26 protein-coding genes and 1 pseudogene are annotated in these 24,388 nt (G+C 70.2%); 21 read left to right on the top strand and 6 right to left on the bottom strand.

All coding sequences use genetic code 11. The features are described from left to right. Positions 1-10 precede the first annotated feature (10 nt). The 4 genes from ACFOWE_RS14680 (at position 11) to ACFOWE_RS14665 (ending at position 3,966) form a co-directional block, all read left to right on the top strand. Positions 11-997: an ABC transporter substrate-binding protein gene (locus tag ACFOWE_RS14680; protein ID WP_377287920.1), complete on the top strand. Its 987-nt coding sequence runs from the start codon at positions 11-13 to the stop codon at positions 995-997. Continuing rightward, the gene (locus tag ACFOWE_RS14675; RefSeq protein WP_377287919.1) at positions 994-3,069 is read left to right on the top strand and encodes an iron ABC transporter permease; all 2,076 of its coding nucleotides are present in this window, start codon (positions 994-996) and stop codon (positions 3,067-3,069) included. The genes ACFOWE_RS14680 and ACFOWE_RS14675 overlap by 4 nt, the downstream gene beginning before the upstream one ends. Then, positions 3,039-3,401: a hypothetical protein gene (locus ACFOWE_RS14670; protein ID WP_377287917.1), complete on the top strand. Its 363-nt coding sequence runs from the start codon at positions 3,039-3,041 to the stop codon at positions 3,399-3,401. The genes ACFOWE_RS14675 and ACFOWE_RS14670 overlap by 31 nt, the downstream gene beginning before the upstream one ends. 310 nt (positions 3,402-3,711) lie before the next feature. Then, a complete protein-coding gene (locus tag ACFOWE_RS14665) occupies positions 3,712-3,966 on the top strand; it encodes a hypothetical protein (RefSeq protein WP_377287915.1) in 255 nt (84 codons plus the stop codon). Positions 3,967-3,998: 32 nt separating this feature from the next. On the opposite strand, the gene ACFOWE_RS14660 is transcribed toward ACFOWE_RS14665, so the two are convergent. Next, on the bottom strand, positions 3,999-4,589 hold the full coding sequence (locus ACFOWE_RS14660; protein ID WP_377287913.1) for a TetR family transcriptional regulator: 591 nt from the start codon (positions 4,587-4,589) through the stop codon (positions 3,999-4,001). A gap of 91 nt (positions 4,590-4,680) precedes the next feature. On the opposite strand from ACFOWE_RS14660, the gene ACFOWE_RS14655 reads away from it, so the two are divergent. Genes ACFOWE_RS14655 through ACFOWE_RS14645 form a run of 3 tightly spaced genes read left to right on the top strand, consistent with a single transcriptional unit; the run spans position 4,681 to position 7,720 of the window. Further along, entirely contained in the window at positions 4,681-6,630 is a 1,950-nt protein-coding gene (locus ACFOWE_RS14655) for a fumarylacetoacetate hydrolase family protein (protein ID WP_377287911.1), read from the top strand. After that, positions 6,627-7,244, top strand: a complete 618-nt coding sequence (locus ACFOWE_RS14650; RefSeq protein WP_377287909.1) for a DUF2867 domain-containing protein — start codon at positions 6,627-6,629, stop codon at positions 7,242-7,244. Before ACFOWE_RS14655 ends, ACFOWE_RS14650 begins: the two co-directional genes overlap by 4 nt. After that, positions 7,241-7,720, top strand: a complete 480-nt coding sequence (locus ACFOWE_RS14645) for a DUF6463 family protein (RefSeq protein WP_377287907.1) — start codon at positions 7,241-7,243, stop codon at positions 7,718-7,720. The genes ACFOWE_RS14650 and ACFOWE_RS14645 overlap by 4 nt, the downstream gene beginning before the upstream one ends. Positions 7,721-7,840: 120 nt before the next feature. Here ACFOWE_RS14645 and ACFOWE_RS14640 read toward each other — a convergent pair. Both ACFOWE_RS14640 and ACFOWE_RS14635 read right to left on the bottom strand, forming a co-directional pair. Further along, positions 7,841-8,158 (bottom strand): annotated as a pseudogene (locus ACFOWE_RS14640) (protein kinase domain-containing protein); the annotation flags it as partial. Between the two features lie 6 nt (positions 8,159-8,164). Beyond that, the gene (locus tag ACFOWE_RS14635) at positions 8,165-8,503 is read right to left on the bottom strand and encodes a hypothetical protein (protein WP_377287905.1); all 339 of its coding nucleotides are present in this window, start codon (positions 8,501-8,503) and stop codon (positions 8,165-8,167) included. A gap of 106 nt (positions 8,504-8,609) precedes the next feature. On the opposite strand from ACFOWE_RS14635, the gene ACFOWE_RS14630 reads away from it, so the two are divergent. Both ACFOWE_RS14630 and ACFOWE_RS14625 read left to right on the top strand, forming a co-directional pair. Beyond that, positions 8,610-9,092: a hypothetical protein gene (locus ACFOWE_RS14630; RefSeq protein WP_377287903.1), complete on the top strand. Its 483-nt coding sequence runs from the start codon at positions 8,610-8,612 to the stop codon at positions 9,090-9,092. A 68-nt stretch (positions 9,093-9,160) separates the two neighbouring features. Continuing rightward, entirely contained in the window at positions 9,161-9,907 is a 747-nt protein-coding gene (locus ACFOWE_RS14625) for a serine/threonine-protein kinase (protein ID WP_377287901.1), read from the top strand. A 485-nt stretch (positions 9,908-10,392) separates the two neighbouring features. On the opposite strand, the gene ACFOWE_RS14620 is transcribed toward ACFOWE_RS14625, so the two are convergent. Then, positions 10,393-11,853, bottom strand: coding sequence for an alpha/beta fold hydrolase (locus ACFOWE_RS14620; RefSeq protein WP_377287899.1), 1,461 nt, complete (start codon positions 11,851-11,853; stop codon positions 10,393-10,395). A 190-nt stretch (positions 11,854-12,043) separates the two neighbouring features. On the opposite strand from ACFOWE_RS14620, the gene ACFOWE_RS14615 reads away from it, so the two are divergent. From ACFOWE_RS14615 to ACFOWE_RS14605, 3 genes are all read left to right on the top strand, one after another. Next, a complete protein-coding gene (locus ACFOWE_RS14615) occupies positions 12,044-12,235 on the top strand; it encodes a hypothetical protein (RefSeq protein ID WP_377287897.1) in 192 nt (63 codons plus the stop codon). 662 nt (positions 12,236-12,897) lie between these two features. Beyond that, complete coding sequence (locus tag ACFOWE_RS14610; RefSeq protein WP_377287895.1) at positions 12,898-13,158, top strand: type II toxin-antitoxin system VapB family antitoxin; 261 nt, start codon at positions 12,898-12,900, stop codon at positions 13,156-13,158. Next, on the top strand, positions 13,155-13,547 hold the full coding sequence (locus tag ACFOWE_RS14605) for a type II toxin-antitoxin system VapC family toxin (RefSeq protein WP_377287893.1): 393 nt from the start codon (positions 13,155-13,157) through the stop codon (positions 13,545-13,547). Before ACFOWE_RS14610 ends, ACFOWE_RS14605 begins: the two co-directional genes overlap by 4 nt. Before the next feature lie 122 nt (positions 13,548-13,669). Here the strand turns inward: ACFOWE_RS14605 and ACFOWE_RS14600 are convergent, their stop codons facing one another. Continuing rightward, on the bottom strand, positions 13,670-13,804 hold the full coding sequence (locus ACFOWE_RS14600) for a hypothetical protein (RefSeq protein WP_377287891.1): 135 nt from the start codon (positions 13,802-13,804) through the stop codon (positions 13,670-13,672). Positions 13,805-14,793: 989 nt separating this feature from the next. On the opposite strand from ACFOWE_RS14600, the gene ACFOWE_RS14595 reads away from it, so the two are divergent. The 5 genes from ACFOWE_RS14595 to ACFOWE_RS14575 all read left to right on the top strand — a co-directional run bounded on the left by ACFOWE_RS14595 (position 14,794) and on the right by ACFOWE_RS14575 (position 20,436). After that, entirely contained in the window at positions 14,794-16,080 is a 1,287-nt protein-coding gene (locus ACFOWE_RS14595; protein ID WP_377287889.1) for a helix-turn-helix domain-containing protein, read from the top strand. Positions 16,081-16,092: 12 nt separating this feature from the next. Next, positions 16,093-16,836, top strand: coding sequence for a toll/interleukin-1 receptor domain-containing protein (locus ACFOWE_RS14590; RefSeq protein WP_377287887.1), 744 nt, complete (start codon positions 16,093-16,095; stop codon positions 16,834-16,836). Next, complete coding sequence (locus ACFOWE_RS14585; RefSeq protein ID WP_377287885.1) at positions 16,833-18,797, top strand: hypothetical protein; 1,965 nt, start codon at positions 16,833-16,835, stop codon at positions 18,795-18,797. Before ACFOWE_RS14590 ends, ACFOWE_RS14585 begins: the two co-directional genes overlap by 4 nt. 63 nt (positions 18,798-18,860) lie before the next feature. After that, entirely contained in the window at positions 18,861-19,913 is a 1,053-nt protein-coding gene (locus ACFOWE_RS14580; protein ID WP_377287883.1) for a hypothetical protein, read from the top strand. Between the two features lie 55 nt (positions 19,914-19,968). Next, positions 19,969-20,436, top strand: a complete 468-nt coding sequence (locus ACFOWE_RS14575) for a hypothetical protein (protein ID WP_377287881.1) — start codon at positions 19,969-19,971, stop codon at positions 20,434-20,436. Positions 20,437-20,501: 65 nt separating this feature from the next. Here the strand turns inward: ACFOWE_RS14575 and ACFOWE_RS14570 are convergent, their stop codons facing one another. After that, positions 20,502-21,044, bottom strand: coding sequence for a flavoprotein (locus ACFOWE_RS14570; protein WP_377287879.1), 543 nt, complete (start codon positions 21,042-21,044; stop codon positions 20,502-20,504). A gap of 111 nt (positions 21,045-21,155) precedes the next feature. Here ACFOWE_RS14570 and ACFOWE_RS14565 point away from each other — a divergent pair, with 111 nt between their 5' ends. The 4 genes from ACFOWE_RS14565 (at position 21,156) to ACFOWE_RS14550 (ending at position 24,353) form a co-directional block, all read left to right on the top strand. After that, a complete protein-coding gene (locus ACFOWE_RS14565) occupies positions 21,156-22,406 on the top strand; it encodes a helix-turn-helix domain-containing protein (protein WP_377287877.1) in 1,251 nt (416 codons plus the stop codon). A gap of 57 nt (positions 22,407-22,463) precedes the next feature. Further along, positions 22,464-22,766 (top strand): hypothetical protein, encoded by a 303-nt coding sequence (locus tag ACFOWE_RS14560; RefSeq protein ID WP_377287875.1) that lies wholly within the window; start codon positions 22,464-22,466, stop codon positions 22,764-22,766. 200 nt (positions 22,767-22,966) lie between these two features. Then, positions 22,967-23,254: a hypothetical protein gene (locus ACFOWE_RS14555; RefSeq protein ID WP_377287873.1), complete on the top strand. Its 288-nt coding sequence runs from the start codon at positions 22,967-22,969 to the stop codon at positions 23,252-23,254. A 352-nt stretch (positions 23,255-23,606) separates the two neighbouring features. Continuing rightward, the gene (locus ACFOWE_RS14550; RefSeq protein WP_377287871.1) at positions 23,607-24,353 is read left to right on the top strand and encodes a hypothetical protein; all 747 of its coding nucleotides are present in this window, start codon (positions 23,607-23,609) and stop codon (positions 24,351-24,353) included. Positions 24,354-24,388 lie beyond the last annotated feature (35 nt).

Genomic DNA, 24,388 nt, shown 5'->3' with positions numbered 1-24,388 from the left:
CAGGAACCACATGAACCCCCTGCGCACCGCCCTCGTGGCCGTGGCCGCCGTCGCCGTGCTCGCCTCCTGCGGCACCACCGAGACCACCGCTCCGGAACCGGCCGCCTCCGGCGGCACGGCCTCCGCCACGCCCGTCACCGTGACCGACAGCCGCGGCAAGCAGATCACCCTCGACCGCCCCGCCACCAAGGTGGTCGCCCTGGAGTGGGGCGAGGCCGAGATGGTGGTCGGCCTCGGCGTCATGCCGGTCGGCGTCGCCGACACCAAGGGCTACGGCACCTGGGTGACCGCCGCCAAGCTGGACGCCTCGGTCAAGGACGTCGGCACCCGCCAGGAGCCGAGCGTCGACTCCATCGCCGCCCTCCAGCCCGACCTCGTCGTCATGGAGGCCGAGCGCGACTCCGCGCTGGTGCCGCAGCTGGAGAAGTTCGTCCCCGTCCTCGTCACCAAGGGCAGCGACGGGAGCGACAACCTGGGCCGGATGCGCGGCGACCTCAAGATGATCGCCACCGCGCTGGGCAAGACCGCCGAGGCGGACAAGCTCCTGGCCGACCTGGACGCCACGCTGGCCGACGGCAAGGCCAAGCTGGAGGCCGCGGGCTTCGCCGGCAAGCCGTTCGCCATGGCCGACGGCTGGAAGGACGGCAGCAAGATCGCCATCCGCATGTTCGGCAAGGGCTCGCTGGTCTCCGAGGTCGCCACCGGCCTCGGGCTGACCAACGCCTGGACGGGCGAGGTGGACCCGATGTGGGGCCTGGGCAACACCGACGTCGAGGGCCTGACCGCGCTGAAGGACCCCGAGACCCGCTTCTTCTACAACGCCTCCGACGGCGCCGACGTCTTCGCCGACGGGCTGGCCTCCAACGCCATCTGGAAGAAGCTGCCGTTCGTCGAGAAGAAGCACGTCACCAAGCTGCCCGACGGCATCTGGACCTTCGGCGGGCCGCTGTCGTCCAAGCAGTACGCCGAGGCCCTCGTGAAGGCCTACACCGGTTGAGCACCCCGGTCCAGGCCCCACCGGCGCCGCCCGCCACGCCGCTGCGGCGGCTGGGCGGCGCCGGTGCGGTCCTCCTGACACTGGCGGCGGTCGTCCTCGCCGCCGCCGTCCACGTGACGCAGGGCACGTCGTCGATCGGCGCGCTCGACCTGCTCCGGCTGCCCTTCGGCGAGGGGGACAGCGAGGCCGCCCGGATCCTGCTGGCCTCCCGGCTGCCGCGCCTGCTGGCCGGGGTCGCCGTCGGCGTCGCCCTCGGCGTGGCGGGCGCGCTGCTGCAGGCCGTCTCCCGCAACCCCATGGCCTCGCCCGACACGCTGGCGGTCAGCTCCGGCGCCTACCTCGCGGTCGCCGGGGCGGCGGCCTTCGGCCTGACGCTGCCGCTGGCGCTGTCGGGCCTGCTCGCCCTGCTGGGCGGGCTGGCGGCGGCCGCCCTCGTGCTGGCGCTGGCCGCGGGCGGCCGTACCGGCACGACCCGGCTGATCCTGGCGGGCTCGGCGACCGCGCTGGCCCTCCACTCGCTCACCAACCTGCTGATGATCCTCTTCGAGGAGGAGACCAGCGGGCTGTTCGCCTGGGGAAGCGGCTCGCTCGTGCAGAGCGACCTCGAGGCCGTCACGCAGATGGGCCCGCTGATCCTGCTCGCCCTGGCCGCCGCCGTGCTGGCCGGGCCGAAGCTCGACATCCTCGGCCTGGGCGACGACACCGCCACGGTGCTCGGCGTCAACGTCAGGCGGCTGCGCCTGGGGCTCACGCTCCTGGCCGTCGTGCTGGCCGCCGCCGCCGTGACCGTCGCGGGCCCCGTCGGGTTCGTGGGCCTGTGCGCGCCGGTGATCGTCCGGTTGCTCCCGGGCGTGCACCGCCACCGCACGACGCTGCCCCTGGCGGGCCTCGTCGGCGTGCTCATCGTGCTCGGCTCCGACATCGCGCTGCGCGCCGCCTTCGGCGGGCAGGCGGGCGTGGACGTGCCGCCCGGCGTGGTGACCACGCTGTTCGGCGCCGCCGTGATGGTGTGGCTGGCCCGCCGCTACCGGGACGCCGGACCGACCCGGCAGCCGCCGGTCGTGCGCGTCGCGGCCCGCTCGCGCGCCGCCTTCCTGACCGTGGTGGCGGCCTGCACGGCCCTGCTCACCGGAGCGGTCTTCCTGGGCATGCTCGGCGGCGACACCTGGGTCCTGGGCGGCGACCTGGTCAACTGGCTGAACGGGCGGACCGGCCGCGGCCTCACCTTCGTGCTCGACCAGCGCTATCCCCGCGTCCTCGCCGCGGTGCTCGCCGGCGCCGCGCTGGCCGCCGCGGGCACGGCCGTGCAGGCCGTGTGCCGCAACCCGCTGGCCGAGCCCGGCATGCTCGGCGTGACCGCCGGCGCGGGCGTGGGCGCGATCACACTGCTGGCCCTCGTGCCGCTCGCCGGGATCTGGCCGATGTCCGCGGCGGCCATGGCCGGGGCGCTGGCCGCCGCCGCCATCGTCTACCTGCTGTCGTGGCGCGGCGGGCTGAGCTCCGACCGCCTGGTGCTGATCGGCGTCGGCGTGCAGGCCGCGTGCACCGCCGTCACCGTGATGATCATCGTCAAGGCCGACCCCTGGAACACCGCCATGGCGCTGACCTGGCTGTCCGGCTCCACCTACGGCCGCGTTCCCGTCCAGCTCATCCCGGTCGCGCTGGCCCTGCTCCTGGTGGTCCCGCTGATCGCCTGGCTCCGCCGCGACCTGGACCTGCTCTCCCTCGACGAGGACACCCCCCGCGTCCTCGGCGTCCCCCTGGAGCCGGTACGGCTGGCCGCCCTGGGCGGCTCGGTGCTGCTGACCGCCACCGCGGTCTCCGCCGTGGGCGTGGTCGGCTTCGTCGGCCTGATCGCCCCGCACGCCGCCCGCGCCCTGGTCGGCTCGGGCCACGCCCGCGTCCTGCCGGTGGCCGTGCTCCTCGGCGCCCTGCTGGTGAGCCTGGCCGACACGCTCGGGCGCACCGTCATCGCCCCGGCCCAGGTGCCCGCCGGGCTCGTCACCTCGCTGCTCGGCACGCCGTACTTCGTCTGGCTGCTGTGGCGCTCGCGGACGCGGGCGGACGGCTGACCGGCGGGCACCGGCCGCGGCCGCGCGGCGCGGTCCCCGCCGCGGGCCTGCCGGGACCGCGGGAGGTCACGGAGGAGACCGGTCTGACAGGCATCTCCGCCATCCGGCCCATCGCGGTGGACCACAGGCCGCGTGCCGATACCGGGCAGCCTCGGCGGACGACGTTCTTCCAGCTCATGGCCGACCCGGACGGCGCTGACGCATGGCACCACCGTGTTCGCGGTGACGGCGAGGACGCGGGCCTTCTGTTCGCGTGCCGGTTCGTCCCGTTACCGCCGGCGGGGAGGCCGGCCGATGCCCAGGACGCGTGGCTGAACCGCATCGACCGGTGATGAGGAGGCGGTGGACCGGCCCCGTCGTGATCTCACCGGCGCGAGGCCGGAGGAGCAGGCCGTCTTCCGAAGCCCTTCCGGGTCGCATCGGTCGCATCGCCGCGGGACCGCTCCGGCGGGCCGGTCTCCGGGCGGCACGGACGTGAGCCCCTACGGTGCGGCGCTCGTACGGCGAGGACCGTGTTCATCAGGCCCCGGAACCCGTCCCTCACCGGCATCCGGGTAGGGATGCGGGCTGCGGGAAAGAGTGCCGGAGTGCGACCGGTCCGGATCTCATGAAGCGAGGACTCCGGCCGTTAGGCTCTCCAGCATGGAAGACTTATGGGGAATTTTCGGTATTATCTTCGCTTTTATTGCATTTTTCACTCTTCTTGCACTCATGTGGGCCAAAGCGACACGGCAAAAACAAGTACCCGGCTACACGGACCCGATACGGGCGCTGGAGCTGACCGGACGGGTCCGGCAGCTCAAGGTCCGCGGCCGTGAGGAGGAGGCCGTACGGCTGGTCGAAGACGAACTCGCGATGCCCGCCGACCAGGCCCGGTCATGGGTGAGATCCGTCTGAGCCGCATGGATGACGCCTGAGGAGGCGCCCCCTCACACTTCCCTCTCCCGATCATCCCGCCCGGGGGCCGCCGGCAGCAGGGCGCGGATCGTGGCGCGCACGGCCTCGAGGTCGACCGCCTCGGGAGCGACCCGCCACTGGGCGTGAACGCCGATGACCGCCCCCACCAGCAGGACCGTGAACGCCTCGCAGGCGACTCCCGGAGGGAGCGACTCCGCCGGTATCCGGGCCCGTACCGCCTGGCGGAGCATGGCGTGCAGCCGGGCGTAGTGCTCGCGGATCGGCGAGCCGACCTCCACCGCCTCGGCGAGCAGGGTGATGAACAGGCGCGCGGCGGGCAGGCGGATGAAGTCCACGACCTGGTCCAGCGAGTCGCCGGGGAGCTCTCCCTGACGCGGCGGGAGACCGGCCAGCACGGCCTGGAGCTGGTCGTCGACCACCGCTTCCAGCAGGCCCAGCTTGTTGCCGAAGTGCCAGGGAATGGAGCCGCGGCTGATGCCCGCCTTGTCCGCGATGTCGACGAAGCTCGTCTGCCGGTACCCCTTCTCGGCGAACAGCTCGGCGGCGGCCGTCACCAGCACTCTGCGGCTCTCCTGAGTCCTCTCGATACGTCGCGTCGCCATGCGGCCCATCTAACCAGGTATGCCGGACGGCAAGTCGAATGCTGACTGATATAGCCTGTGTTAACCAACACAGAACTTTAGGAGACCCTCCATGCGCTGGGTGACCTACGCGACGGACGCCGGAGACCGCGTCGGCGTGATCGGCGAGGACCGGATCCATCCCGTCGCATCGGACGTGAGCCTGGTCGAGCTCATCGGCCGGGGCGCCGAGGAGCTGCGGGCGGCCGGGGAGGCGGCCCTGACATCGGGAGCATGGCCGGTTCCGCTGGCCGAGGCCAGGCTGCGCGCGCCGATCCCCCGCCCGCCCTCGGTCCGCGACTGCCTGTGCTTCCTGGACCACATGCGCAACTGCCGGCAGGCGACCGGCTCGCCCCGCACGCTCGAGGACGCCTGGTACCGGCTGCCGGCCTTCTACTTCGCCTGCCCCTCGACGATCACGGGCCCCTACGACGACGTGGAGATCTCCCCCGGTAGTGCCTGGTTCGACTTCGAACTGGAGATCGCCGCGGTCATCGGGCCGGGCGGCCGGGACCTCACCCCGGAGCAGGCCGAGGAGCACATCATCGGCTACACCATCTACAACGACTGGTCGGCGCGGGACCTGCAGATGCGCGAGGCGCCACTGGCGATCGGGCAGGCCAAGGGCAAGGACGGAGCGACCACGCTCGGGCCGTACCTGGTCACCCCGGACGAGCTGGAGCCCTACCGCCGCGGCGGCAGGCTCGCCCTGCGGGTCGAGGCGAAGGTCAACGGCACGAGCATCGGCTCGGGCCGTACCGACACCATGGACTGGAGCTTCGGCGAGGTCGTCTCCTACGCCTCACGCGGCGTGGAGCTGGTGCCCGGCGACGTGTTCGGCTCGGGCACGGTGCCCGGTTGCTGCCTCGTCGAGCACCTGTCCCTCACCGATCCGGCCGCCTTCCCGGGCTGGCTGCGGAACGGCGACGTGGTCGAGCTGACCGTCGAAGGGCTGGGCCGCACCCGCCAGACCGTCCGCGCGACCGCCGCGCCGTACCCCCTGACGCCCCGGCACGACCCCGGACGGCGGCCACCGCGCCCGCGCGTCAACCGCGCCCCGTCGCGGCTGCCCTACACGCGCGGCCTGCACGAGGTCGGCGCGGGCGTGTGGGCCTGGCTGCTGCCCGACGGCGGGTACGGCTGGAGCAACGCGGGCCTGATCACCGGCGCGGGAGCCTCCCTCCTGGTCGACACCCTGTTCGACCTGCCGCTGACCACCGAGATGCTCGACGCCATGCGCCCGATCACCGATCGGCACCCCCTCACCCACGCCGTCATCACCCACTCCGACGGCGACCACACCCACGGCAGTCAGTTGCTGGGCGAGCGCGTCCGGATCATCGCCGCGGAGGCCACCCACACCGAGATGCGGCATGAGATGCCTCCGGAGATGCTGACCGCCGCCCAGGTGCTGGACATCGGCCCGGCGACCGGCTACTTCCGCGAGCGCTTCGGCGCCTTCGACTTCAGCGGCATCCGGCCACGACTGCCCGACCTGACCTATGAGCGGGAGCTGACCCTGGACGTCGGCGGCCGCGAGGTGCGCGTGATGGACCTCGGCCCCGCCCACACCGGCGCCGATTCGGTCGTGCACGTTCCGGACGCGGGCGTGCTCTTCACGGGCGACCTGCTGTTCGTCGGCTGCACCCCGATCGTGTGGAGCGGCCCGATCGCCAACTGGATCACCGCCTGCGACCGGATGCTCGCCACCGGCGCCGGCACGATCATCCCCGGTCACGGCCCGGTGACCGACCCCGACGGCATCCGCGCGGTGCGCGGCTACCTCACCCACGTGGTCGAGCAGGCGGACGCCGCCCACGCCCGCGGCCTGTCGTTCGCCGAGGCGGTCGAGACGGTCGAGACGGTCGACCTGGGCGAGTACGCCACCTGGCTGGACGCCGAGCGGATCGTGGTCAACCTCCACCGCCGTTACCGCGAACTGGACCCCGCCGCCACGCCCAGGCTGGACCGGATGACGCTGATGGCCATGATGGCCGCGACGGCCGGGAAGGAGCTCCCGTGAGGCTGCCGACGACCGCGCACACCTCCCGCCCGTGGCGCGTCCACGAATTCACGGGTGACTTCTCGGTCGAGGACGTGTGGGCGTTCCGCACCCCCGGAGCCGGGCCCGGTGACTTTCCGGTGATGCTCGCGGCGATGCGAGCCGCCGGCGGGCTCGCCGAGCAGCCCCGGCCGGTGAGGTTCCTGTTCGCCGTCCGCTGGAGGCTCGGCGCACTCCTCGGCTGGGACGAACCGTCGGCGGGCGTCGGCGAGCGGGTCGCCTCGCTCCGCGACCGCCTGCCCGGTGACGTCCGCTGCGCGCCCCGCGGGCCGGACAACGAAAACATGCCGCTCAAAGCGGTCTACGAGCTCGACACGGAGTCCGCACGCGAACTGGCGAACAAGACCGTGCACACCGTGATGCACCTCGGCTGGGTGGAAGGAGCGGACGGCGACCACGAGTTGCGGATGGCCGTCCTCGTCAAGCCCAACGGATGGTTCGGACGGCTCTACATGGCCGCCATCGCGCCCTTCCGGCATCTCATCGTCTACCCGGCGCTGACCCGGCGATGGGAGCGGGCTTGGCGCGACCGCGCCCACGCCGAGGCGGAGCACGGAGAAGGGACGTCACGATGAAACCCGGGAAGCGGCTGCTCCGCTGGGCGAGCGGGATCATGCTCGTGCTGGGAGCAGGGCACCTGTCCCTGCTGGCGCTCGTCGCCCGGGAGGACGTCATCGGCTGGGTGGACCGGGGGATGTGGGCGGCGGTCCCGCTCGCACTCGCGGACGGAGGCGCCGCCCGGACGGTGCGGTCCCTGCAGAACGACGTCGCCTTCTGGGCCGGCCCGGGAAGCTTCGCCGTCCCCCTGATCCTCCTGGGTTGCCTGACATGGCACCTCTCCGGGCGCGGCGTGGCCGTGCCCGAGGGAATCGGCTGGGGTCTCGCGGCGTGGTGCGTGCTGGGGGGCGTCCTCCTCGTGCCGTCCCCGTTCTTCGCCGGGGTCCTCTCCGGGGCGCTCATCATCGTGGCGGCGCGGAAGGGAGACCGGCCGGGGACGGCCCGGGACCGGCGGTGCCGGACGGGGACGTCTCCGCACGTCAGCGGCGGTTGACGGTGACGGCTGCTGACGGCCCGTACGTGGACACGGACGCCCGTCCGCGCCCACCGGAACGTCCCGCCGCCGATTCCTGAGAGGACGTGGTGGCCGCCCTATGTGATTCTGCATGGACGCCAGAGGCGCGGCCCCGCAGAACTGGTTCTCTCCCGAGAGCATCTCGTCGAGGACCACGCCCAGGGCGTACAGATCACTCCGCGGTTCGGCGGATCCGGCCATGGCCTGCTCCGGCGCCATGTACTCCGGGGTGCCGATCGTGACGCCGGTCCGGGTGATGCGGGTCGCCGACGGCGAGAGCGCGGCGACCACGCCCAAGTCCAGCACCTTGACCGTTCCGTCGGGGCAGAGCATGAGATCGCCCGGCTTGGGGTCGCGGTGCACAAGAGAGCCGGCGTGCGCGGCCACCGGCACCGAGCAGGCCTGGGCGGCGATCATCGCAGCTCAGGCGACCGGAACCTCGGTCTCATCCAGGAGAGTGGATACCGGACACCCCTCGACCCGCTGCATGACGAGGTACAGCTGATCCCCGTGTGTGCCGCAGTCGTGGACGGCGGGCACACCGGGATGCTCCAGGCGGGCGGTGATACGCGACTCACGGACGAAACGCTGGATGAGCTCCCTGCCGGATTTCCCATCCGGAAGACGGTCGACGCGAATGGATTTGACCGCCACGGAGCGGACCAGGCGCTTGTCGACGCCGAACCGGACTTCCCCCATCCCGCCTCTGCACCGGAACAACGGATCCAGCTCATAACGCCCGCCGATGACCCGGCTGTCCAACCTCCGTCATCCTTCGCGACGGAGCTCATATGCCCGCTGCAGAAAATACAGGATCATGCCGACGTTCACCGGGGTCCAAGAACGGCCCCCGTCCCAGAATTCCCTCATGTCCCCCGAGAACGCGACGAACCACCGGTTTCCATACCCGGATGAAAAGACCGGCCGTCGCGTCTCCCCTCTCATCCTCGTGCTGAGCATCCTGTGGGCTCTCATACCAGCGTTCTCGTTCGGACTTCTCACCTTCGCGGTCATCGGATCCGCAGCCATCCGCCTGAAGAGCCGCGCCCACGGCATCGCGGCAGGCATTTACGGCGTCACGCTCGTGGCATTCGTCTCGACAGCCGGAATCCACGACTTCCCGGCGGGCGCCTGGCGCAACGAGCTCGCGCTATGGATCTGGATCGCGGGGCTGTGGGGAGGTGGCGCCGTACACGCCCTCGTGCTCCGTGGCGAAGTTTTCCGTCCTCGTCCAGCGGAGCCGCAACCGCCTTCCCCGCCTGCCTTCCCGCGGACGTCGTCAAGCACCTCGGTCTCAGGCCCGTTCCAGGCCCCGATGCCGTTCCCCACGGCCGGCGCTCCTTTTTCCTGAGACCCCTGGGGAACCTCCCCTTCGTACGGCGGCGATGCCGGCAACATGCGCAGCGTCAGCGGCTCGCCTTGCTGCACAAGCTGGGCGAGGGCGGTCAGGGCGCGGTCTACATCGGAATGGCACCGGACGGCCGGCAGGTGGCGGTCAAGGTGCTTCACGCGTGGTTCCACGGAGGCACGAAGGAGCGGGAGGGATTCCTGCGTGAGGTGGCCGCCGCGCGGCGTGTCCCGCAGTTCTCGACGGCCCAGGTCATCGGCGCCGGAATCGAAGGCGACAGCGCCTACATCGTGAGCGAGTACGTCCCGGGCCGCTCCCTGGAACGGCTCGTGCGTGAAGACGGCCCGCTCGGCGGCGGCGGCCTGGTCCGGCCGGCCATCGCGACCTCCGCGGCGCTCGAAGCCATTCATTCCACCGGGGTCGTGCACCGCGACTTCAAGCCCGCCAACGTCCTCATCGGGCCGGACGGCCCCAGGGTCATCGACTTCGGCATCGCCAAGGCTCTGGACCAGGTGACCATGGCATCCGGCGGTATCAAAGGAACCCCCGCTTACATGTCACCCGAGCAGATCTCCGGCCTGCGGGTCGGCCCCGAGTCCGACATCTTCAGCTGGGCGTCGTCCATGTACTTCGCGGCGACCGGCCGCCTGGCCTTCAACGGCGCGACCCTGTTCCAGATCTACGATTCCATAGCCCATCGCCAGCCCGATCCGCTTGCCGTACCGCCACCGCTGCGTGATCCGCTGGCGGCCTGCTTCCGCAAAGAGCCCGGGGCGAGACCGACGGCCGCGCAGCTCATGATGACGATCGCGAGTTAGTCGCCACGCCGGTCCAGACTCTCCGGCGGCACGCGTACGTTCCCGGTCTCCGGATTGCCAGGGCTGCGACCATGTCGGGCGGCGGCGCACGCAGCCGGACACGGGCCTCCCGATGGTCGCCCATCCTCGCCATCGGTTCGGTGATCCCACGGCGGGGCTCCGACGTGAGGGCATCATGTCCGCCTGCTGCGGCCCGCACATCCGCGAGAAGAAGGGGCATCTCGTCCAGCGCGGCCTCGTCCCGGCCCAGTGCGGCCAGTCTGAGCGTCTGATCGCAGCGGCGGTCGGGACCGGCGTGGTGATCCGCTCCGGGCATCCCGGGGAGCGCGGGCGAAAGCTCCTCGAAGCCGTCCAGGGCCGGCCCGCGGCCACGGGCCGCGAGCCGGGCGTCCGCCGGATCCATGCGCAACGCGATCACCGGTTGCCGTTCCCCCGCGAGCGCCCTGCCGGCCCTGACGGCCTCTTCGGATCGTGTCAGGACCGGCTCACCGGACGGGGATCCGCGCGGTGAAGGGCCGGCCGTCGAAGCTGCCGGAGACGGGTACGGGGTCCAGCGGACGGAACGCGGGCCAGGACAGGACGACCTCGGCACCGCCGACGGTCAGCCGGGCGGTGGCCGTGCGGTCCGGGCTCAGGACGATCCGGCCGCTCACTGCCAGATCGCTCACGAAACGCACGTCCTCGAGGCGGATGCTCGCCGCCTTGTCGTCGAAGACCAGTCGTCCGCCGCGCAGACCGGGCTCCTCCGTCAACCTCCGGTAGGAAGCCGAACCCGGGTCACGCCGGACCAGCGCGTCGGAGGCGGCGGCGAATCCGGCGACGACGCGCCGGTCGAGGTCACCGGCGGCCGGCAGGTCCTCCGCAGTCCGCGGGAAGGCCGCGAGCGCACGGTGGCTCGACACGTCGCAGGAGCGCGGGAGCTCGCCGGCCTGGGCGAGGAACGACCGCAGCGCCTGGCGGGCGCAGTCCACGCCGAGCGTCGTGCTGTGCCCGCCGCCGATGACCCGGAGCAGTTCGCCGTGCGGGAAGTGCCGGGCGACCTCGGCAGGGGTGTGGGTGTCGTAGTCCCCGGCGACGGTCACGGTCGGCACGTCAGGATGGTCGGCGCGGCGCGGGACCGGCGGGTTGTCGCGGGGAGTGGGCCAGTGGAGGCACCAGTCGGCCCACCCGGTCGTCCCGCCCAGTTCGGCGACGGTGAACGGCCTCATCGGCCGCTTCTTGTCGTAGAAGCGGCTCAGCCGGCGCTCACGCTCGGCGGTCGTGGCGTTCCGGCCGAACGGGAACGCCGCGTCGCCGCACTTGTAGGAGAGCATGCCGGCGAAGCCGGGTCCGCGCAGAGGCTGGACCGGGGCCGCGGCGACGGCCTTGGCCAGGCGGCGCAGCGGCAGCGGGTCGCCGCGCAGATAGGCCGTGGCGGCCGCGTTGAGTTCACGGCCGAACACCGGCTCGTGGAGGCGGGGCAGCAGGCTCTGCAGCGTCAGCATGGAGATCGCCGGGTCCTGCCGGTCGCGCAGCCGCCGGACGAGCGCCGACCAGGTTGCCGCGCAGTCCCGGGACGAGCGGCAGGTCAGCTCCAGCAGGTCGGTCCTGGCCCGGATGGGCTCGATCGCGTAGCCGTTCTTCCCCACCGGGACGAGGCTGTCGAGGAACACCCCGGCGGTGCTGTCCGGGAAGCGGGCGGCGTAGGCCTGGGCGAACAGGGTTCCGTAGGAGATGCCGTAGAACGTCACTTTCGGCAGGCCCAGGGCCTTTCTGACCGCGTCCATGTCCTTGACGGCCTGGTCGGTGGTGAAGAACCGGCTCCGCGGGCCCAGGTGCGCGGCACACGCGGCGATGCTCTCCGGACGGTTCAGATCCAGTTCAGGGCAGTCGAGCGGGCTGGACGCACCCAGTCCGCGCGGTTCGACGACCAGGAGGTTCTGCCGGTCGACCGTCCGTTCAAGCACGGGGAGCATCGGCAGCGCCGGCAGCGGCCCTCCGGGGTTGGCGAGGACAGTGGATGTGGCACCCTTCCTGGGGACCCAGGCGAACGCCACCTCGATCCGTTCCGATGCGGGGTCGCTCCAGTCGAGCGGCACCCGGATCCGGCCCTCGCACCGCTGTGCGGCTGCGGCACACGGATGGGCGGGCGGGCTCGTGGGAGTGACCGTTGAGGCCGACGAGGCCGACGAGGCCGACGAGGCCGACGAGGCCGACGAGGCCGACGAGGCCGACGAGGCCGACGAGGCCGACGAGGCCGAAGGTACGGCGAGCAGCCCGGTGAGCAGAGCTACGGCCGTGAAAGTGATCCGTAACATCCGTGGCGCCTGCCCTGGCACCCGGAGGTAAAACCAGGGCAGATCTATATCTGCCACTGTCTTTCGACATCTCCGGAACGTCCGATCATCTGCTCTCGGAAGACCCGGTGATCCGGTCGTTCTTCCGGTTCCACCTCCTCCTCCGACGCCTCCCGTCGCACATGGCCGAGCCGAGCCGGGCCGGGATCCGGAGGAGACCAAGGTCACGTCACCCGGGTCCTTCCGCTCCGGGAAGTCGTGCAGCGCCAGCAGTGGAATCTCCGCCGTTCAGGATCTCCCCGCCGGTCAGGGAGTCCAGCGCGGACTCGGCCATCCGCGCGGCTTCGACGTCCTGCGCACGGAGCGCCGCCGGCGCCTGATGCCCGATCGCCATACGACCAGTCCGCCGGACGGCAGTGGGCCGACAGCGCCTCCGGCGCACCGCGAGCGGGGAACGGACTCAGGTCTCAGGACGAGCGCCTCCCGGATCGGGACTGACGCAGTAGAGCGAGGAGCGGCTCGATCCGGCGTCCGGCGCAGGGATGGCTCAACGGCAGCCGTGCGCCACGATCCCCGGCGCCGTCATCCCCGAGGCATCCCGCATCACCCGCAGCCCGACTCGGTTCGAGGGTGGCTGGGGCGGCCCGCGAAACGAGAACACCGGTTGCTGTAAAGGGTAGAATAATAGGGTAGTAAAGGTAGAAAGGAGCGGCCATGAGTTTGAACATCAAGAACCCCGAGGCCGACCGCCTGGCGGCCGAAGTCAGCGCGCTCACCGGGGAGAGCAAGACCGCGGCGGTCATCTCCGCGCTCCGGGAGCGGCGCGAGCGGCTGCTCGCCCACCGCCAGGCGACTCAGGATGACGCGATGGCCGACGACCTCCTCGCCCTCGCCGCGAAGATCCGCTCCCGGATCGGTCCGGCGGATCTGTCCACCGACTTCCTCTACGACCCGGAGACCGGACTCCCCACATGATCATCGACACCAGCGCGATCGTCGCGATCCTGAACGACGAGCCGGACGCCACCGACTTCGCCCGGGCCATCCAGGACGCTCCGACACGCCGGATGTCGGCTGCGACCTACGTGGAGCTGGCCGCCGTAGTGGAACGAACCCGCGATCCAGCCGCCTCCCGGCTTCTGGACGACTTTCTGGCCCGAATACGGATCGAGATCCTGCCCGTCACACCGGAGCAGGCACAGATCGCCCGCCGCGCCTACTGGGACTACGGCAAAGGCAGCGGACACAAGGCAGGACTGAACTTCGGCGACTGCTTCTCCTACGCGCTGGCGCGGGACAGACACGAACCATTGCTGTTCAAGGGCGACGACTTCACCCACACCGACGCGACCTCCGCGCTATGACATCATCACCGTTCCCTCAGACGAGCATGTGACAGGCCGAACCACCCCGCCGCTTCCGCGAAGGCCGTGGCCCCGGATTACCTGACCACCTCGACCCGGGCCATCTTGCCCAGTCTTACGGATCATCGCGTGTGAGCACGGTCCATCTCCTCGGCCGCCTCGTGCGCCTGGGCGACCTCGGCCGCGATGCCCGGGTCTGCCAGGAGCCGGTCCAGACGGTCGTTGCCACGGACGAAGACCCGCTCCGGATCGGTCATGTCTCCTCCTGGGAACCCGTCCTGCGAGCAGCACGCATTCCGGAACACGGTGCGTCCAGCCAGGCCCTCGCGCCAAGGCCGGCAGCCTCACCGAGCCGGGAAGCGCACCTCGCGTGGCACCCAAAGCCCCGCACCGTCCCAGAGCGACTCACCCTCAGGATGAGCAGATGCCCCTTCAGGCGAGCCCCTTCATCGGCGAGCCGCCCACACCGTGTGCCCACCAGGCGAAAAAGCGGACACGGAAACGATCAAGGAAACGGAATCGCCGCAGGTCACAAGGGGTAGGGCGGGCGGGACTCGAACCCGCGACCCAGGGATTATGAGCGTGCCTCGCCCCGTGACAGACCATGATCGGCGGTGCCGGATGAGGCCGTTTCCGCACGTCAGCGGCGATTTCCGGTGACGGCTGCTGACGACCCGTACGTGGGCACGGACACCCGTCCGTGCCCACCACGTGCCCCACCGGATATCACGGCACACCGGCTACCGTGCCCGTCACGGTCTCGTCAGTCAACGACCGCACCGAGCCGCCCAACCCCCGGACACCCAACCACCGCCGGAGACGACGCGTGGTCGATCGTCACTCAGACGCCCCTAAGAAAATCAAGGACCATAATTCCACACCCCAAACCTCTTATATAGGCCACTCCTTTAGTCACAGTCGGCCACTCTTCTCGCAACATACGAACAAGTATTCCTACCCGATTTACGGGCCATCCTATGTGAAACCCGGTACCCGCCTCTTCCCTTCGGCCGCCCGGACTTCAACCCGGCTACTGAAGACCATGATCGAAAGACAACGCCCTCTAGGAACAGGAAGAAGTCACACGGAGCCCTCGGATCAATCTGGACAGGAATGACGGCCTCCCGTTTCCTTCGAAGGAGGAAACGGGAAACCCCAGGACGAGTCTTGTCTCCCCGAGAGCAGATGACGCAGGCTGGTGCGCACCGGCTCAAGACTGCACGGGCGGACAGCGACGGAGGTTCGTGTGGTCGAGCAGCCGGTCCATTTCGGCAGGGAACTTCGCAGACGGCGCCTCGCCGCCGATCTCACCCTTACCGATTTATCCAAACTGGTTCATTACAGCAAAGGCCAGATCAGCAAGGTCGAACGAGGCATCAAAGCACCGAGCCGCGAACTGGCTCGTCTCTGCGACAACGTACTCGATGCCGGAGGGAGGCTCGCCGCTCTGGTCTGCGGGCCACCTCCTGACAGAGAACCCGCCCAGGAGAACGGTGACGACGAGGTGTGGTTGATGCAGTTGTCCGTAGACGGACAGAACCGGTTCCAGCCTATGAGCCGAAGGCAGGCGATGGCCGCCGGTGCGGTCTCGATCGCGGGGATGAGCATCGGCGGACCGGCCAACCAGGCTGGAATCGAGGACCCGACGCTTCTGGGAACGTCCCGCTCACTGTTCGACCATTACCGGCGGCTCGGCCAGACGGTCGGTCCCGGCCTCCTGCTCCCCGCACTCATCGCACAGACCCATACGCTCCGGGAGCTGTCCGTCCCTGCCGGTTCCCGGACCCGCCAAGGGCTGCTGCGACTCGGTGCCCGGTACGCCGAGTACGTCGGCTGGCTGGTGCAGGAGACGGGGAACGAGCAGGCGGCGCTGTGGTGGACGCAACGTGCCGTCGACCTCGCGGCCGCCGGCGGCGACCATGACCTGGCCGCGTACGGACTGGTCCGCCGGGCGCTGGTCACGCTCTACCGCGAGGATGCGGTGCAGACCGTCGAGCTGGCCAGGCAGGCGCAGAGCGGCAGGCTGCCACCGCGGATCCGCGGCCTGGCCGCGCAGAGGGAGGCGCAGGGCCATGCGCTCGCGGGTGACTACGAGGCTTGCATGCGCGCTCTGGACCGGGCGCGGACGCTCCTCACCCGCCATGTCCCCGACCCCGACGTACCTGTCATCGGCACCACCAACTTGACCGACCCGGCCGAGATGATCACTGGTTGGTGCCTGTACGACCTGGGGCGGCCGGCCGAGGCCGCCGAAATCATGGAAGCACAGTTGAAGCGGGTGTCACCCCAGGCGCTGCGTACCCGGGTCCGTTACGGGGTGCGCTGCGCGCTCGCCCACGCGGCGGCCGGGGAAGTCGATCATGCGTGTGCCCTCACCGGCAGGCTGCTCGGTGACGTCGTCACGGTGGGTTCGGCCACGATCGCCCCGGACCTGCGCAGCCTCGCTCGCGTCCTGGCCCGTCATCCGCGCAACCGGTCGGTACGCGAGCTCGCTCCCGACCTCGGTACGACCGTCCAGATCATCACCCCGTAGAGAGGACCCCACATGGCCACCGTGTTCATCAACTACCGCACCGGCGACGGGGAGAAAACCGCCCTCCTCATCGACAGGGAGCTCTCCGGAATCCTCGGAGGAGAGGACCACGTCTTCCGCGCCACCAGGTCCATCAGGCCCGGTCAGCGCTTCCCCGAGGAACTGCTCGGCAACGTACGGCGCGCCACCGTCGTCCTCGCCGTCATCGGCCCGGCCTGGGCCCGCTCCCCCAGGCTGCGCGACAAGGACGACTGGGTCCGCCGGGAGCTGCTCGAGGCGCTCACCTTCGGCATACCGGTTGTACCCGTCCTGGAAGGACCGGGAGCCCGGCGACTGGATCCGGCGGATCTTCCGCTGGAACTGAAGTGGCTCGCCGAGGTCCAGTCGGAACGCCTGGACATGGAGGACCTCCAGGCCGGCCTCAGACGCCTGTTCACCAGGATCGCCGAGTGGATCCCGTCACTCGGGCCGGTCGTCCGTCCTGCTCCCCGACCGGGGGCCCCCGATTCCGGCTCCGTCTCCAACGCGGCGGACAACGTGCACGGCCCGGTCCTCCAGGGCCGCGACATCACCGCCGGGGACGTCGGGACCGGCATCAAGAACAACCACGGGATCGCCCATCTGGGCAACGGCAACGTCTACCGCGACTCCCAGCACTTCTCCGGCGACGGGGCGACGTATGTCGCCGGAGACAATCACGGCGGCATCGGCCACCGGTTCGGGAACTCCCGCGAGGACGAAGAGGGCAAGCGTTGAACGAGCGGTCCGGCACCTTTGTCGAGAGCAACTACGGAGCGACGCACACGGGCGACGGCGACCAGTACGTGACCCAGCACATATCGTTCACGCAGCTGGCGCAGGCCGCCGGCAAGGACCCCCGGCGCATCGCCGACGACCAGCTGGCCTGGCTCCGGAAGCGTTTCGTCCCCCCGCCGGGTCTCGCCCGCGCCCGCCGGATCCTGGAATGCAACGGCACCGTCTTCCTGGACGGAACACCGGGCGCGGGGCGGAGGAGCGCGGCGTGGATGCTCCTGTACGAGCTGCACTCCGGACACGAGACGTTCCACGAAATCCTGCCGGACGAGGATGGCGGGCAGCGCTGTCTCGACCTCGACCAGGTCGGAGACAGCGCTCTGATCCTGGTGGACCTGTCGGCACCCGCCGACGAACAGACCTGGTCCAAGGTTCGGGGCGAACTCCACGATCTCCGGGTGGCCGCGCACGAGCACGCCGCCCGGCTGGTGGTGGTGCTCCCGGCCGGGACGGCCGGGCGGCTTCAACCGGATCTCAGCGCCTTCCGAGTCGAGATCACCCGCCCACCCGAGCAGACGGTGTTCCAGCGCTACCTGCGTGCGGCGGACATCCCGGTCACCGAGACCGACTCCATCTCCAAACCCCTCTCGGATTTCCTGGCGGGGACGCCCTCGATGCGGAAGATCGCGGACCTCGCCGAGCTCGTCGTCGAGGCGCGGGAGAGATCGGAGGGCGGATTCGCCGCCTGGTGCGAGGACGCCCTGGCCGTGCTGGACAACCGGCAGGGCACACGTGTTACGGAAAAGCTCACCACCCTGCGCGAAGGGCCGCAACGAGCGCTGCTGCTGGCCACAGCCATGCTGCACGGAACCCGCGCCGAGATCGTTCACCGCGCCACCGCTGCGCTCCTCCGAAAGGTGAAGCACCCGCAGGCCGACCTCCCGCTGCTGGAGCACACGGACCTCACCGTACGCCTCAAGGAGATCGGCGCATCGGCCGATGCCTCCGGCCGGGTCAGGTTCGACAAGTTCGGATACGACTCCGCGGTCCGGTCCCACTTCTGGACCCACTGGCCGGAGTTGCGAGACCCCCTCCAGAAGTGGGTCGCCGGCATCGTGGACCTGCCCGGCCTGGAACAGAGCGACCGCGACGAACTGGTCGAACGGTTCGCCCGGCAGTGTCTGCACGACGGACACCCGAACATGCTGATGGATCTCGTGCGGCAGTGCACCGGAGCCCCCGTAACCCGCTTCCGGCTGGAAGCCGCAGTCCGAGCGCTACACCACGGACTCCAGGACGAGGTGCACAGCCGGTTCTTCCGCCGGAAGATCCTCGATGCGGCGGAGACCACCCCCGTCTCCCGAGAATTCACCCAGGTGCTCGCCGTGACGTGCTGGAAGGTGATCGCGGTGCACCACCCGGACCAGGCTCTGGTCCGGCTCCACCACCTGGCCCGCAGGGAGGCCGGGACCGTACACGCCCGAGATGCACTCGCCCGACTGGTGGGCTCTGACGCGCAACTACGCGTCTGGATGCTGAAGCGACTGGTCCAGCGGCTCCAGTCGGAAAGCGAGAGATGGCGGCGGTTCGACGCCGGCCTGTTCCTGGAACTCGCCGATCCGGCGCCGCTCACGGCACCGGGACCGCACACGCACTCCCCGCTGTCCGACCCCGGCGTGCAGGAGCAATTGGCCGCCGGATGGCACCTTGTCTTCCTCATGTGCCCGTACGAGGTCTGGCGGGCGCAGGCACAGCACTGGTTCCGAACGGCCCTCGAGGGCGAGGCACAGCGCGGGCCCCTTATCGACGTCCTCATCAGGGGCGGCAGGCAACGTACGGATCTCCTGGCCCTCCTGTACGTCGCAGCCCGGGATCTCTCAGCGGACGGGCGGGAGCGCCGCGCCCCGTTCCTCGCCCTCGTCCGGCAGAAGATCGACGCTGCGCTGGGTCTCCGAGACCGGTGAGCCGTCACCGTGACAACGCATTGGAAGGACAACACCATGGGCTCCGGCCGTAGAACGATCACGATGTATTTCGCCGTCTTCGCGGGACTGCTCCTCATCGGTCTCATCGTGTTCGCCCCGCTTCCGCCCTGGATGTGGGCGGCGCTCGCCGCGGTGGCCGGCGCCGGGTTCCTCATCGTGAGACACCTCAGTCACGGGACGCATGCCGCTTCTCCGGCGGAGCCGACGTACTTCCTCCCGCCACCGGTGGAGAACCGGGAGCATCGGGTCGTCGACGTCGCGCTGCCGAGCCAGGAGGAGGATTACGACTTTCTCTTCTCGGCGACGGTGCGCTGGTCTCCCCTCGGCGGAACGACGGGCGAGGCGGGTGCCAACCTCGGCAACCTGGCGGTCGACGCGATCCTGGAGCGCGCCATGGCCATCACGAGGGACCGGCCTCCGGGGAGAGCCTCGCTCGTCCAGCACGAACTGAACGGCGCGCTGGGCACGATGCAACCGGACACCGCGGAACGCGTGCGGGCGATGGCCGAGTCGGTCGTACTCACCCTCTCCGATCACGACCGGCAGCGGCTGGACAAACTCGCGGAGATACGCAAGGAGAAAGCCGTCTGGGAGCACGAGAGGACCTACGAACAGAGCAGACGGGAGTACCTGGGGAAGGACGTGCTGAAGGATCCCGGTAGCGCCGTGGTCTGGTGGCTCGCCAGGAACGACGACCAGGTGGAGAAGGTGGTGGAGGACCTAGGCATCCTTGCCCAGGTCTCCTCCGCCGCGAACAACCAGGAGGTTCCCGAGCATTTTCGCCATTTGACCCAGTGGCAGTCCTCCCCCCGGCTGGCGGACGACGGCGAGCCGGGCACATCCGGCTTGAGGTGCGACTCTTCCGCCGCCGACATCTTCGCGACCTTCTTGAAGTCCGCTGACTTTCCGGACGGCGACCCGCAGCGTGCCCTGTTCAGCAGGCAGGTGGCCGAATACCTCACCAAGTACGGAAAGCAGGGCGTCGCCGACGATCTAATACGCAGATTCGACGCGCCTGACGACTTCATGCCAGATGATGAGGCCCCTCCCTCCGGGAGGCCCGGCGAGGGACCGCCGGTCGGTGATCTCGGATGAGCCGCATCACAGCATTCACCATGTCGGCCCTGACGACGTTTCTCGGAGGCGGATCGTGGAAGCAGAGCTTGCCGCTCTGGCGGGTTCGGGAGCGGCGACGCTGATCGGACTGATGGTCACGGATTCCTGGACACAGGTGAAGGAGAGACTTACGCGCTTCTTCGTCGGCAAGCACGCGGCGGAAGACCTGCTCCTCGATCTGGAGATCTCCCGCGGTGAGGTCATGGCCGCGTGTGACGCAGGTGACGGCGGCATGGCGGCTGACGTGGAGGCCCAGTGGCGGCTCCGGCTGCGTCGTCTGCTGCTGTCCGACCCCGTTACGGCCGCCGAACTGCTGCGCCTGCTCGGCGCCTTGGACTCGGAGCTGCGCAGCCCGCGAACGAACACCGTGCGCAACGTCGTCAGCGGAGGCGTGCAGTTCGGTCCGGTGATCCAGTCGGGACGGATCTCAGGATTGGCCTTCCACACGCCGCCTGCTCCTCCATTGAAAGAACACGCCATCCATCCCGAAGAGAAAGGGTGAGCCTGAACCGCGTCGGGTTTCGTGGAGGCCGCGGTCTCCACGAAACGCTCCGGAATTAGCCTCTATCAGATGGTGCGCATCGTCCGGAGCTCCTTGTGGAAGTCCTCCCAGGGGAACATGGCGGCTCCCGGCTGGCCCGAGTCGGGGGCGGGGAGCCGCTCCGGGTCGAGGACGACCTTCACGCCCCACTCCCGGAGCAGGGCCACGCTGTTGCCGAAGGCCGGATGGCGGGCGAGGGCGACGTTGGGCCAGGGGACGGCCACGATCGGCAGCCCCAGGCCGAGTGCCTCGTTCAGCAGCCCGAGGGCGAGGGTGTCGCTGATGCCCTGGGCCCACTTGTTCATCGTGTTGAAGGTGGCCGGGACCACCGCCATCGCGTCGGCCGGAGGCAGGACGTCCGGGTCCTCAGGGCGCTTGTAGTCGCTGCGCACCGGATACCCGGTCAGCTCCGCGAGCCTGGCGGAGTCGATGAACTTCGTCCCCGAGGGGGTCGCGACCACGCAGACGGTCCAGCCCTCCTGCTGAGCGTGCGTCACGAGGTCGGGTAGCTCTCCGGCCGGCCGCCCTCCGCACGCGATCACGTACAGAACCGGCCTGCCGTTCGTCATGTCCCGCCGCGCTCCTCGCTGCACCGATCACCCGTTGTCGCCCTCCTGCGGCGCAACGCGTGGTTACCGTGGTTCCACGCGAACCCTACGTCCGAGGCCCGAGGTCGTGCCATGGTGACGCAGCACAACGATGACGGTGAGGCGGACCGGCGTATCGGCCGGCGTGTCCGCGCGCTCCGGCTGCGCCGCGGGCTGGGCCTGCGGGCCTGCGCCGAGTTGTGCGGGCGCACCGAGGAGTGGCTGCGCCAGGTCGAGCGCGGCGAGCAGCGGTTGGACAAGCTCTCCACCCTGGTCACGCTGGCGCGCGTGCTCGGTGTCCGCGACCTGGGTCTCATCGCCGAAGACCGGCTGGGCGGGATGACCTGCAGCCTGGCCGAGGGTGGCCGGGTCCGACACGAGGCGGTGCCCGCCCTGCGGCAGGTGCTCTCGACCCCGGTCTTCCCCGCCCAGCCAGCCGGTGACCTGTCCGTCGAGGTCGACCGGCTGCGGCGTCGGCTGGCCATGGCGTGGTCGGCCTGGCACCGGTCGGTGCGGCCGTACACGGCGCTGGGCGTCGTGGCTCCCGGGCTGCTGCGCGACGCCCTCGGCGTGCACCGCGCAGCGCAGCCGCCTGAGCGGCGCGCCACCTGGACGGTCCTGGCCGAGGTGTTCCAGTTGGCCCAGCGGTTCCTGTACTGCGTGGGCGAGCCGGAGCCGGCAGCGCGGGCCGCCGACCGGGCGATGGTGGCCGCCGAGGAGACCGAGGACCCGGTCCTGCTCGCGGCCTCCGCCTGGACCTCCACCATGGCCGCCCTGGGCCGCGGCCAGGCCGGCGAGGCGTGTGAGATCGCCACCGCCGCGGCGGAGCATCTGCGGCCCGCGTGCGAGACGTCCGAGGCGGCGCTGTCGGTGTGGGGGTCTCTGCAGCTGTTCACGGCGATCGCGTACGCGAAGAACCGGCAGGCCGCCGACGCCTGGCGGCACTGGGACCTGGCCTGCCGCGCGGCGACCGCCCTGGGTCCCGCGCACCACAACCCGCTGACGATGTTCGGCGCGGCGAACGTGGCCGTCTACGCCGTGGCCATCGAGGTGGAGACCGGACGGTCGGCCGTGGCGGTCGACCGCGCCAAAGCCGTCGACGTCTCCACCATCCCCTCCTCCAACCGCCGGGCGCAGCACCTCATCGACCTGGCCCGCGGCCACGCCCACCGCCGCGACCCGGAGCAGGCGCTGGCGTGCCTGCGCCTGTCCGAGCGGCACTCCACCGAGACGATCGTCTTCAGCCCGGTCGCCCGGCAGACCATCAGCGAACTGATCGAAAAGCAGCGCCGTCCCTCTCCGTCCCTGCTCGACCTCGCGGTCCGGGCCCGCGTCATCGCGTAACCAACCCCCAAGTGCCACTTGGGTTCGCCGCTGCGCCCCGGCCGTACGGTCGGCGGCATGAACCGAGAGCTCGTTGACACCCAAGCCGCCCACGAGGCGTTGCAGAGCCTGGCGGCGGAGCTGGAGAAGCGGCGCTTCAGCGTGCGGCTCCGCACGGTCGAGGGCCGCCCGCTGAGCCTCATCGTCACCAACACCGCTGCGCCCGTCCTCACCGAGAGCATCCTGACCGCTCCGGACGACAGCGGCGCGCTCTGGTACTGGTTCCCCTGGCGCGCACCGATCAGCCGCGTCGACGACATCACGGCCGCCGCCGACCTCATCGAGCGGGTCCTCGCTGAGGTCGGCCGACCGGCCTCCTGACCGGCGCGGCGGCGTGACCCGCGCCGACGTGCAGGCGGGTGCGGGTCCATCCCACACCGCCGCCGCGCCTTCCCTGTTCCGGAACCCGACGACCTCGTACGGCGCCACTCGTGGAGGGGACGGCGCCGTACGACGCGGCGGCATGGCCGGGGCGCGTCACCGCCCAGGCCATGCCGTCGCAGCCATTCAAGGAGGCGGGCATGGGTTTTCCTCTGGAGTTCCACGGCGTCCATGCCGCTCCGCTCGCCGCCGCACACGAGCGGATCCGCTGGGCCGTTCCGGTCCCCCGCACCGATCGGATCCGGGGGCGCAGCCACACCTGCGTCTGCCAGGAGGTCCAGTTCGAGCTGTGCGAGGCCGGCGGACTGGCGTTCATCAGACGCCTCCGCGTTCTCCAGGGCCGCGTCGTCGTCCACGAGACGGAGTGGACAGTGACCGCGCGTGCCGTACGGCTCTGGGAACTCCTCCTACGCGGCCGGGCTCGATAAGCGGACCCACCAGTCTTGAAGTGTCCGCCCCGTTGTCGACATCTGTTCCGATCGTGGACAGGATGATCCTTTCTCCGGCTACGTAGCCGTACCTGCGCTCGATCTACCTGGAGGCCGTTCTTCCGGGCCTGCGTCGCCGTTTCACGGCCTGCACCAGCGCCTCCATCGCTGCGAGAGCAGCGCCCTATTGACCGCGACATGTTCTCCAGCCGCCCAGCATTAAAGCAATCGGTGATGTATGTATTACAGAGAGCAGCAACCACCGCAAGGTCACCCGCCCCTATGACAAGCGGAGCCCCAGCACCGTAGGCCACCTCGTTCACCCCGACCTGGAGCCCGGATGCCCGATGCCATGCCCGAGATCATCAAGTACGGGAGCAGGAACTACAGGCTGATCCCATCGCCGGGGAAGGTCATCTGCTCCGGGAGCGGCGAGAGCATGCACCACAGCGAGGACTGCCGGCGTCTGCGTGGCGGCGACCGGTCCGGCTGGCGGCTGTACGACGATCCCGACGGCCTCACATGGCAACGCCTCCTCGACTCCGCTCCGCCGAGCGACCGGGAGGGCCGCCGGGAGTTCGCCCGGATACACGGTTTGCTCAACGGCGTCGGGGAACCGATCACCGACGCCTGTGACGACTGCATCCTGAAGGAGGTCCCGATGACCGAGGACGGGCGTGCGATTCACATGCCCCTGGCCGAGGCCCTTGCGGCCTTCGACCGGTCCACCGCCACAGACGATGCCTCCAGAGCCGTCTCCGATCTCGAGCGGGTCCGCCGGGAGTTTCCTCTCACGGCCTGGGCCGACATGCCGCTCGAACGGTACGCGCTCGGAGTCGCCGACTACAGGAACACCTTCTGCTACCAGATGGAGTTCGGCACCGCAGGGCTGGGCGGCATCGGCGGTGGGAGCGCCCGCAAGCACATGATCTTCCGCCAGAAGAAGGACCAGCGCTGGTACCACGACCCCGCCTTCGGCAACGAGCAGGAGGCGTGGACACATCTACGGCAGGGGTTCCTCGACGCGTTCGTCCTGGCGGAGAAGGCGAGATCGCGGCGGTCAACGGGATCAAAGCGCTCCGTTCGGGACCCAGCCTGACGGCGAAGACCCTCTACGTCTACTTCTCGGACCGC

Source organism: Planomonospora corallina (assembly GCF_042650625.1).
In the GTDB taxonomy this organism is placed as follows: Bacteria; Actinomycetota; Actinomycetes; order Streptosporangiales; family Streptosporangiaceae; genus Planomonospora_B; species Planomonospora_B corallina.
Note: the sequence above shows the minus strand (reverse complement) of the source record. Positions and strands in the feature narration are given on the sequence as shown.

Coding starts and splice junctions, on each gene's coding strand:
- ACFOWE_RS14610 (WP_377287895.1), top strand. CDS start 12,898: ATGAGTTTGAACATCAAGAACCCCGAGGCCGACCGCCTGGCGGCCGAA.
- ACFOWE_RS14550 (WP_377287871.1), top strand. CDS start 23,607: ATGCCCGAGATCATCAAGTACGGGAGCAGGAACTACAGGCTGATCCCA.
- ACFOWE_RS14605 (WP_377287893.1), top strand. CDS start 13,155: ATGATCATCGACACCAGCGCGATCGTCGCGATCCTGAACGACGAGCCG.
- ACFOWE_RS14655 (WP_377287911.1), top strand. CDS start 4,681: ATGCGCTGGGTGACCTACGCGACGGACGCCGGAGACCGCGTCGGCGTG.
- ACFOWE_RS14560 (WP_377287875.1), top strand. CDS start 22,464: ATGAACCGAGAGCTCGTTGACACCCAAGCCGCCCACGAGGCGTTGCAG.
- ACFOWE_RS14570 (WP_377287879.1), bottom strand. CDS start 21,044: ATGACGAACGGCAGGCCGGTTCTGTACGTGATCGCGTGCGGAGGGCGG.
- ACFOWE_RS14555 (WP_377287873.1), top strand. CDS start 22,967: ATGGGTTTTCCTCTGGAGTTCCACGGCGTCCATGCCGCTCCGCTCGCC.
- ACFOWE_RS14660 (WP_377287913.1), bottom strand. CDS start 4,589: ATGGCGACGCGACGTATCGAGAGGACTCAGGAGAGCCGCAGAGTGCTG.
- ACFOWE_RS14665 (WP_377287915.1), top strand. CDS start 3,712: ATGGAAGACTTATGGGGAATTTTCGGTATTATCTTCGCTTTTATTGCA.
- ACFOWE_RS14565 (WP_377287877.1), top strand. CDS start 21,156: ATGGTGACGCAGCACAACGATGACGGTGAGGCGGACCGGCGTATCGGC.
- ACFOWE_RS14600 (WP_377287891.1), bottom strand. CDS start 13,804: ATGACCGATCCGGAGCGGGTCTTCGTCCGTGGCAACGACCGTCTGGAC.
- ACFOWE_RS14580 (WP_377287883.1), top strand. CDS start 18,861: ATGTATTTCGCCGTCTTCGCGGGACTGCTCCTCATCGGTCTCATCGTG.
- ACFOWE_RS14630 (WP_377287903.1), top strand. CDS start 8,610: ATGTCCCCCGAGAACGCGACGAACCACCGGTTTCCATACCCGGATGAA.
- ACFOWE_RS14680 (WP_377287920.1), top strand. CDS start 11: ATGAACCCCCTGCGCACCGCCCTCGTGGCCGTGGCCGCCGTCGCCGTG.
- ACFOWE_RS14590 (WP_377287887.1), top strand. CDS start 16,093: ATGGCCACCGTGTTCATCAACTACCGCACCGGCGACGGGGAGAAAACC.
- ACFOWE_RS14645 (WP_377287907.1), top strand. CDS start 7,241: ATGAAACCCGGGAAGCGGCTGCTCCGCTGGGCGAGCGGGATCATGCTC.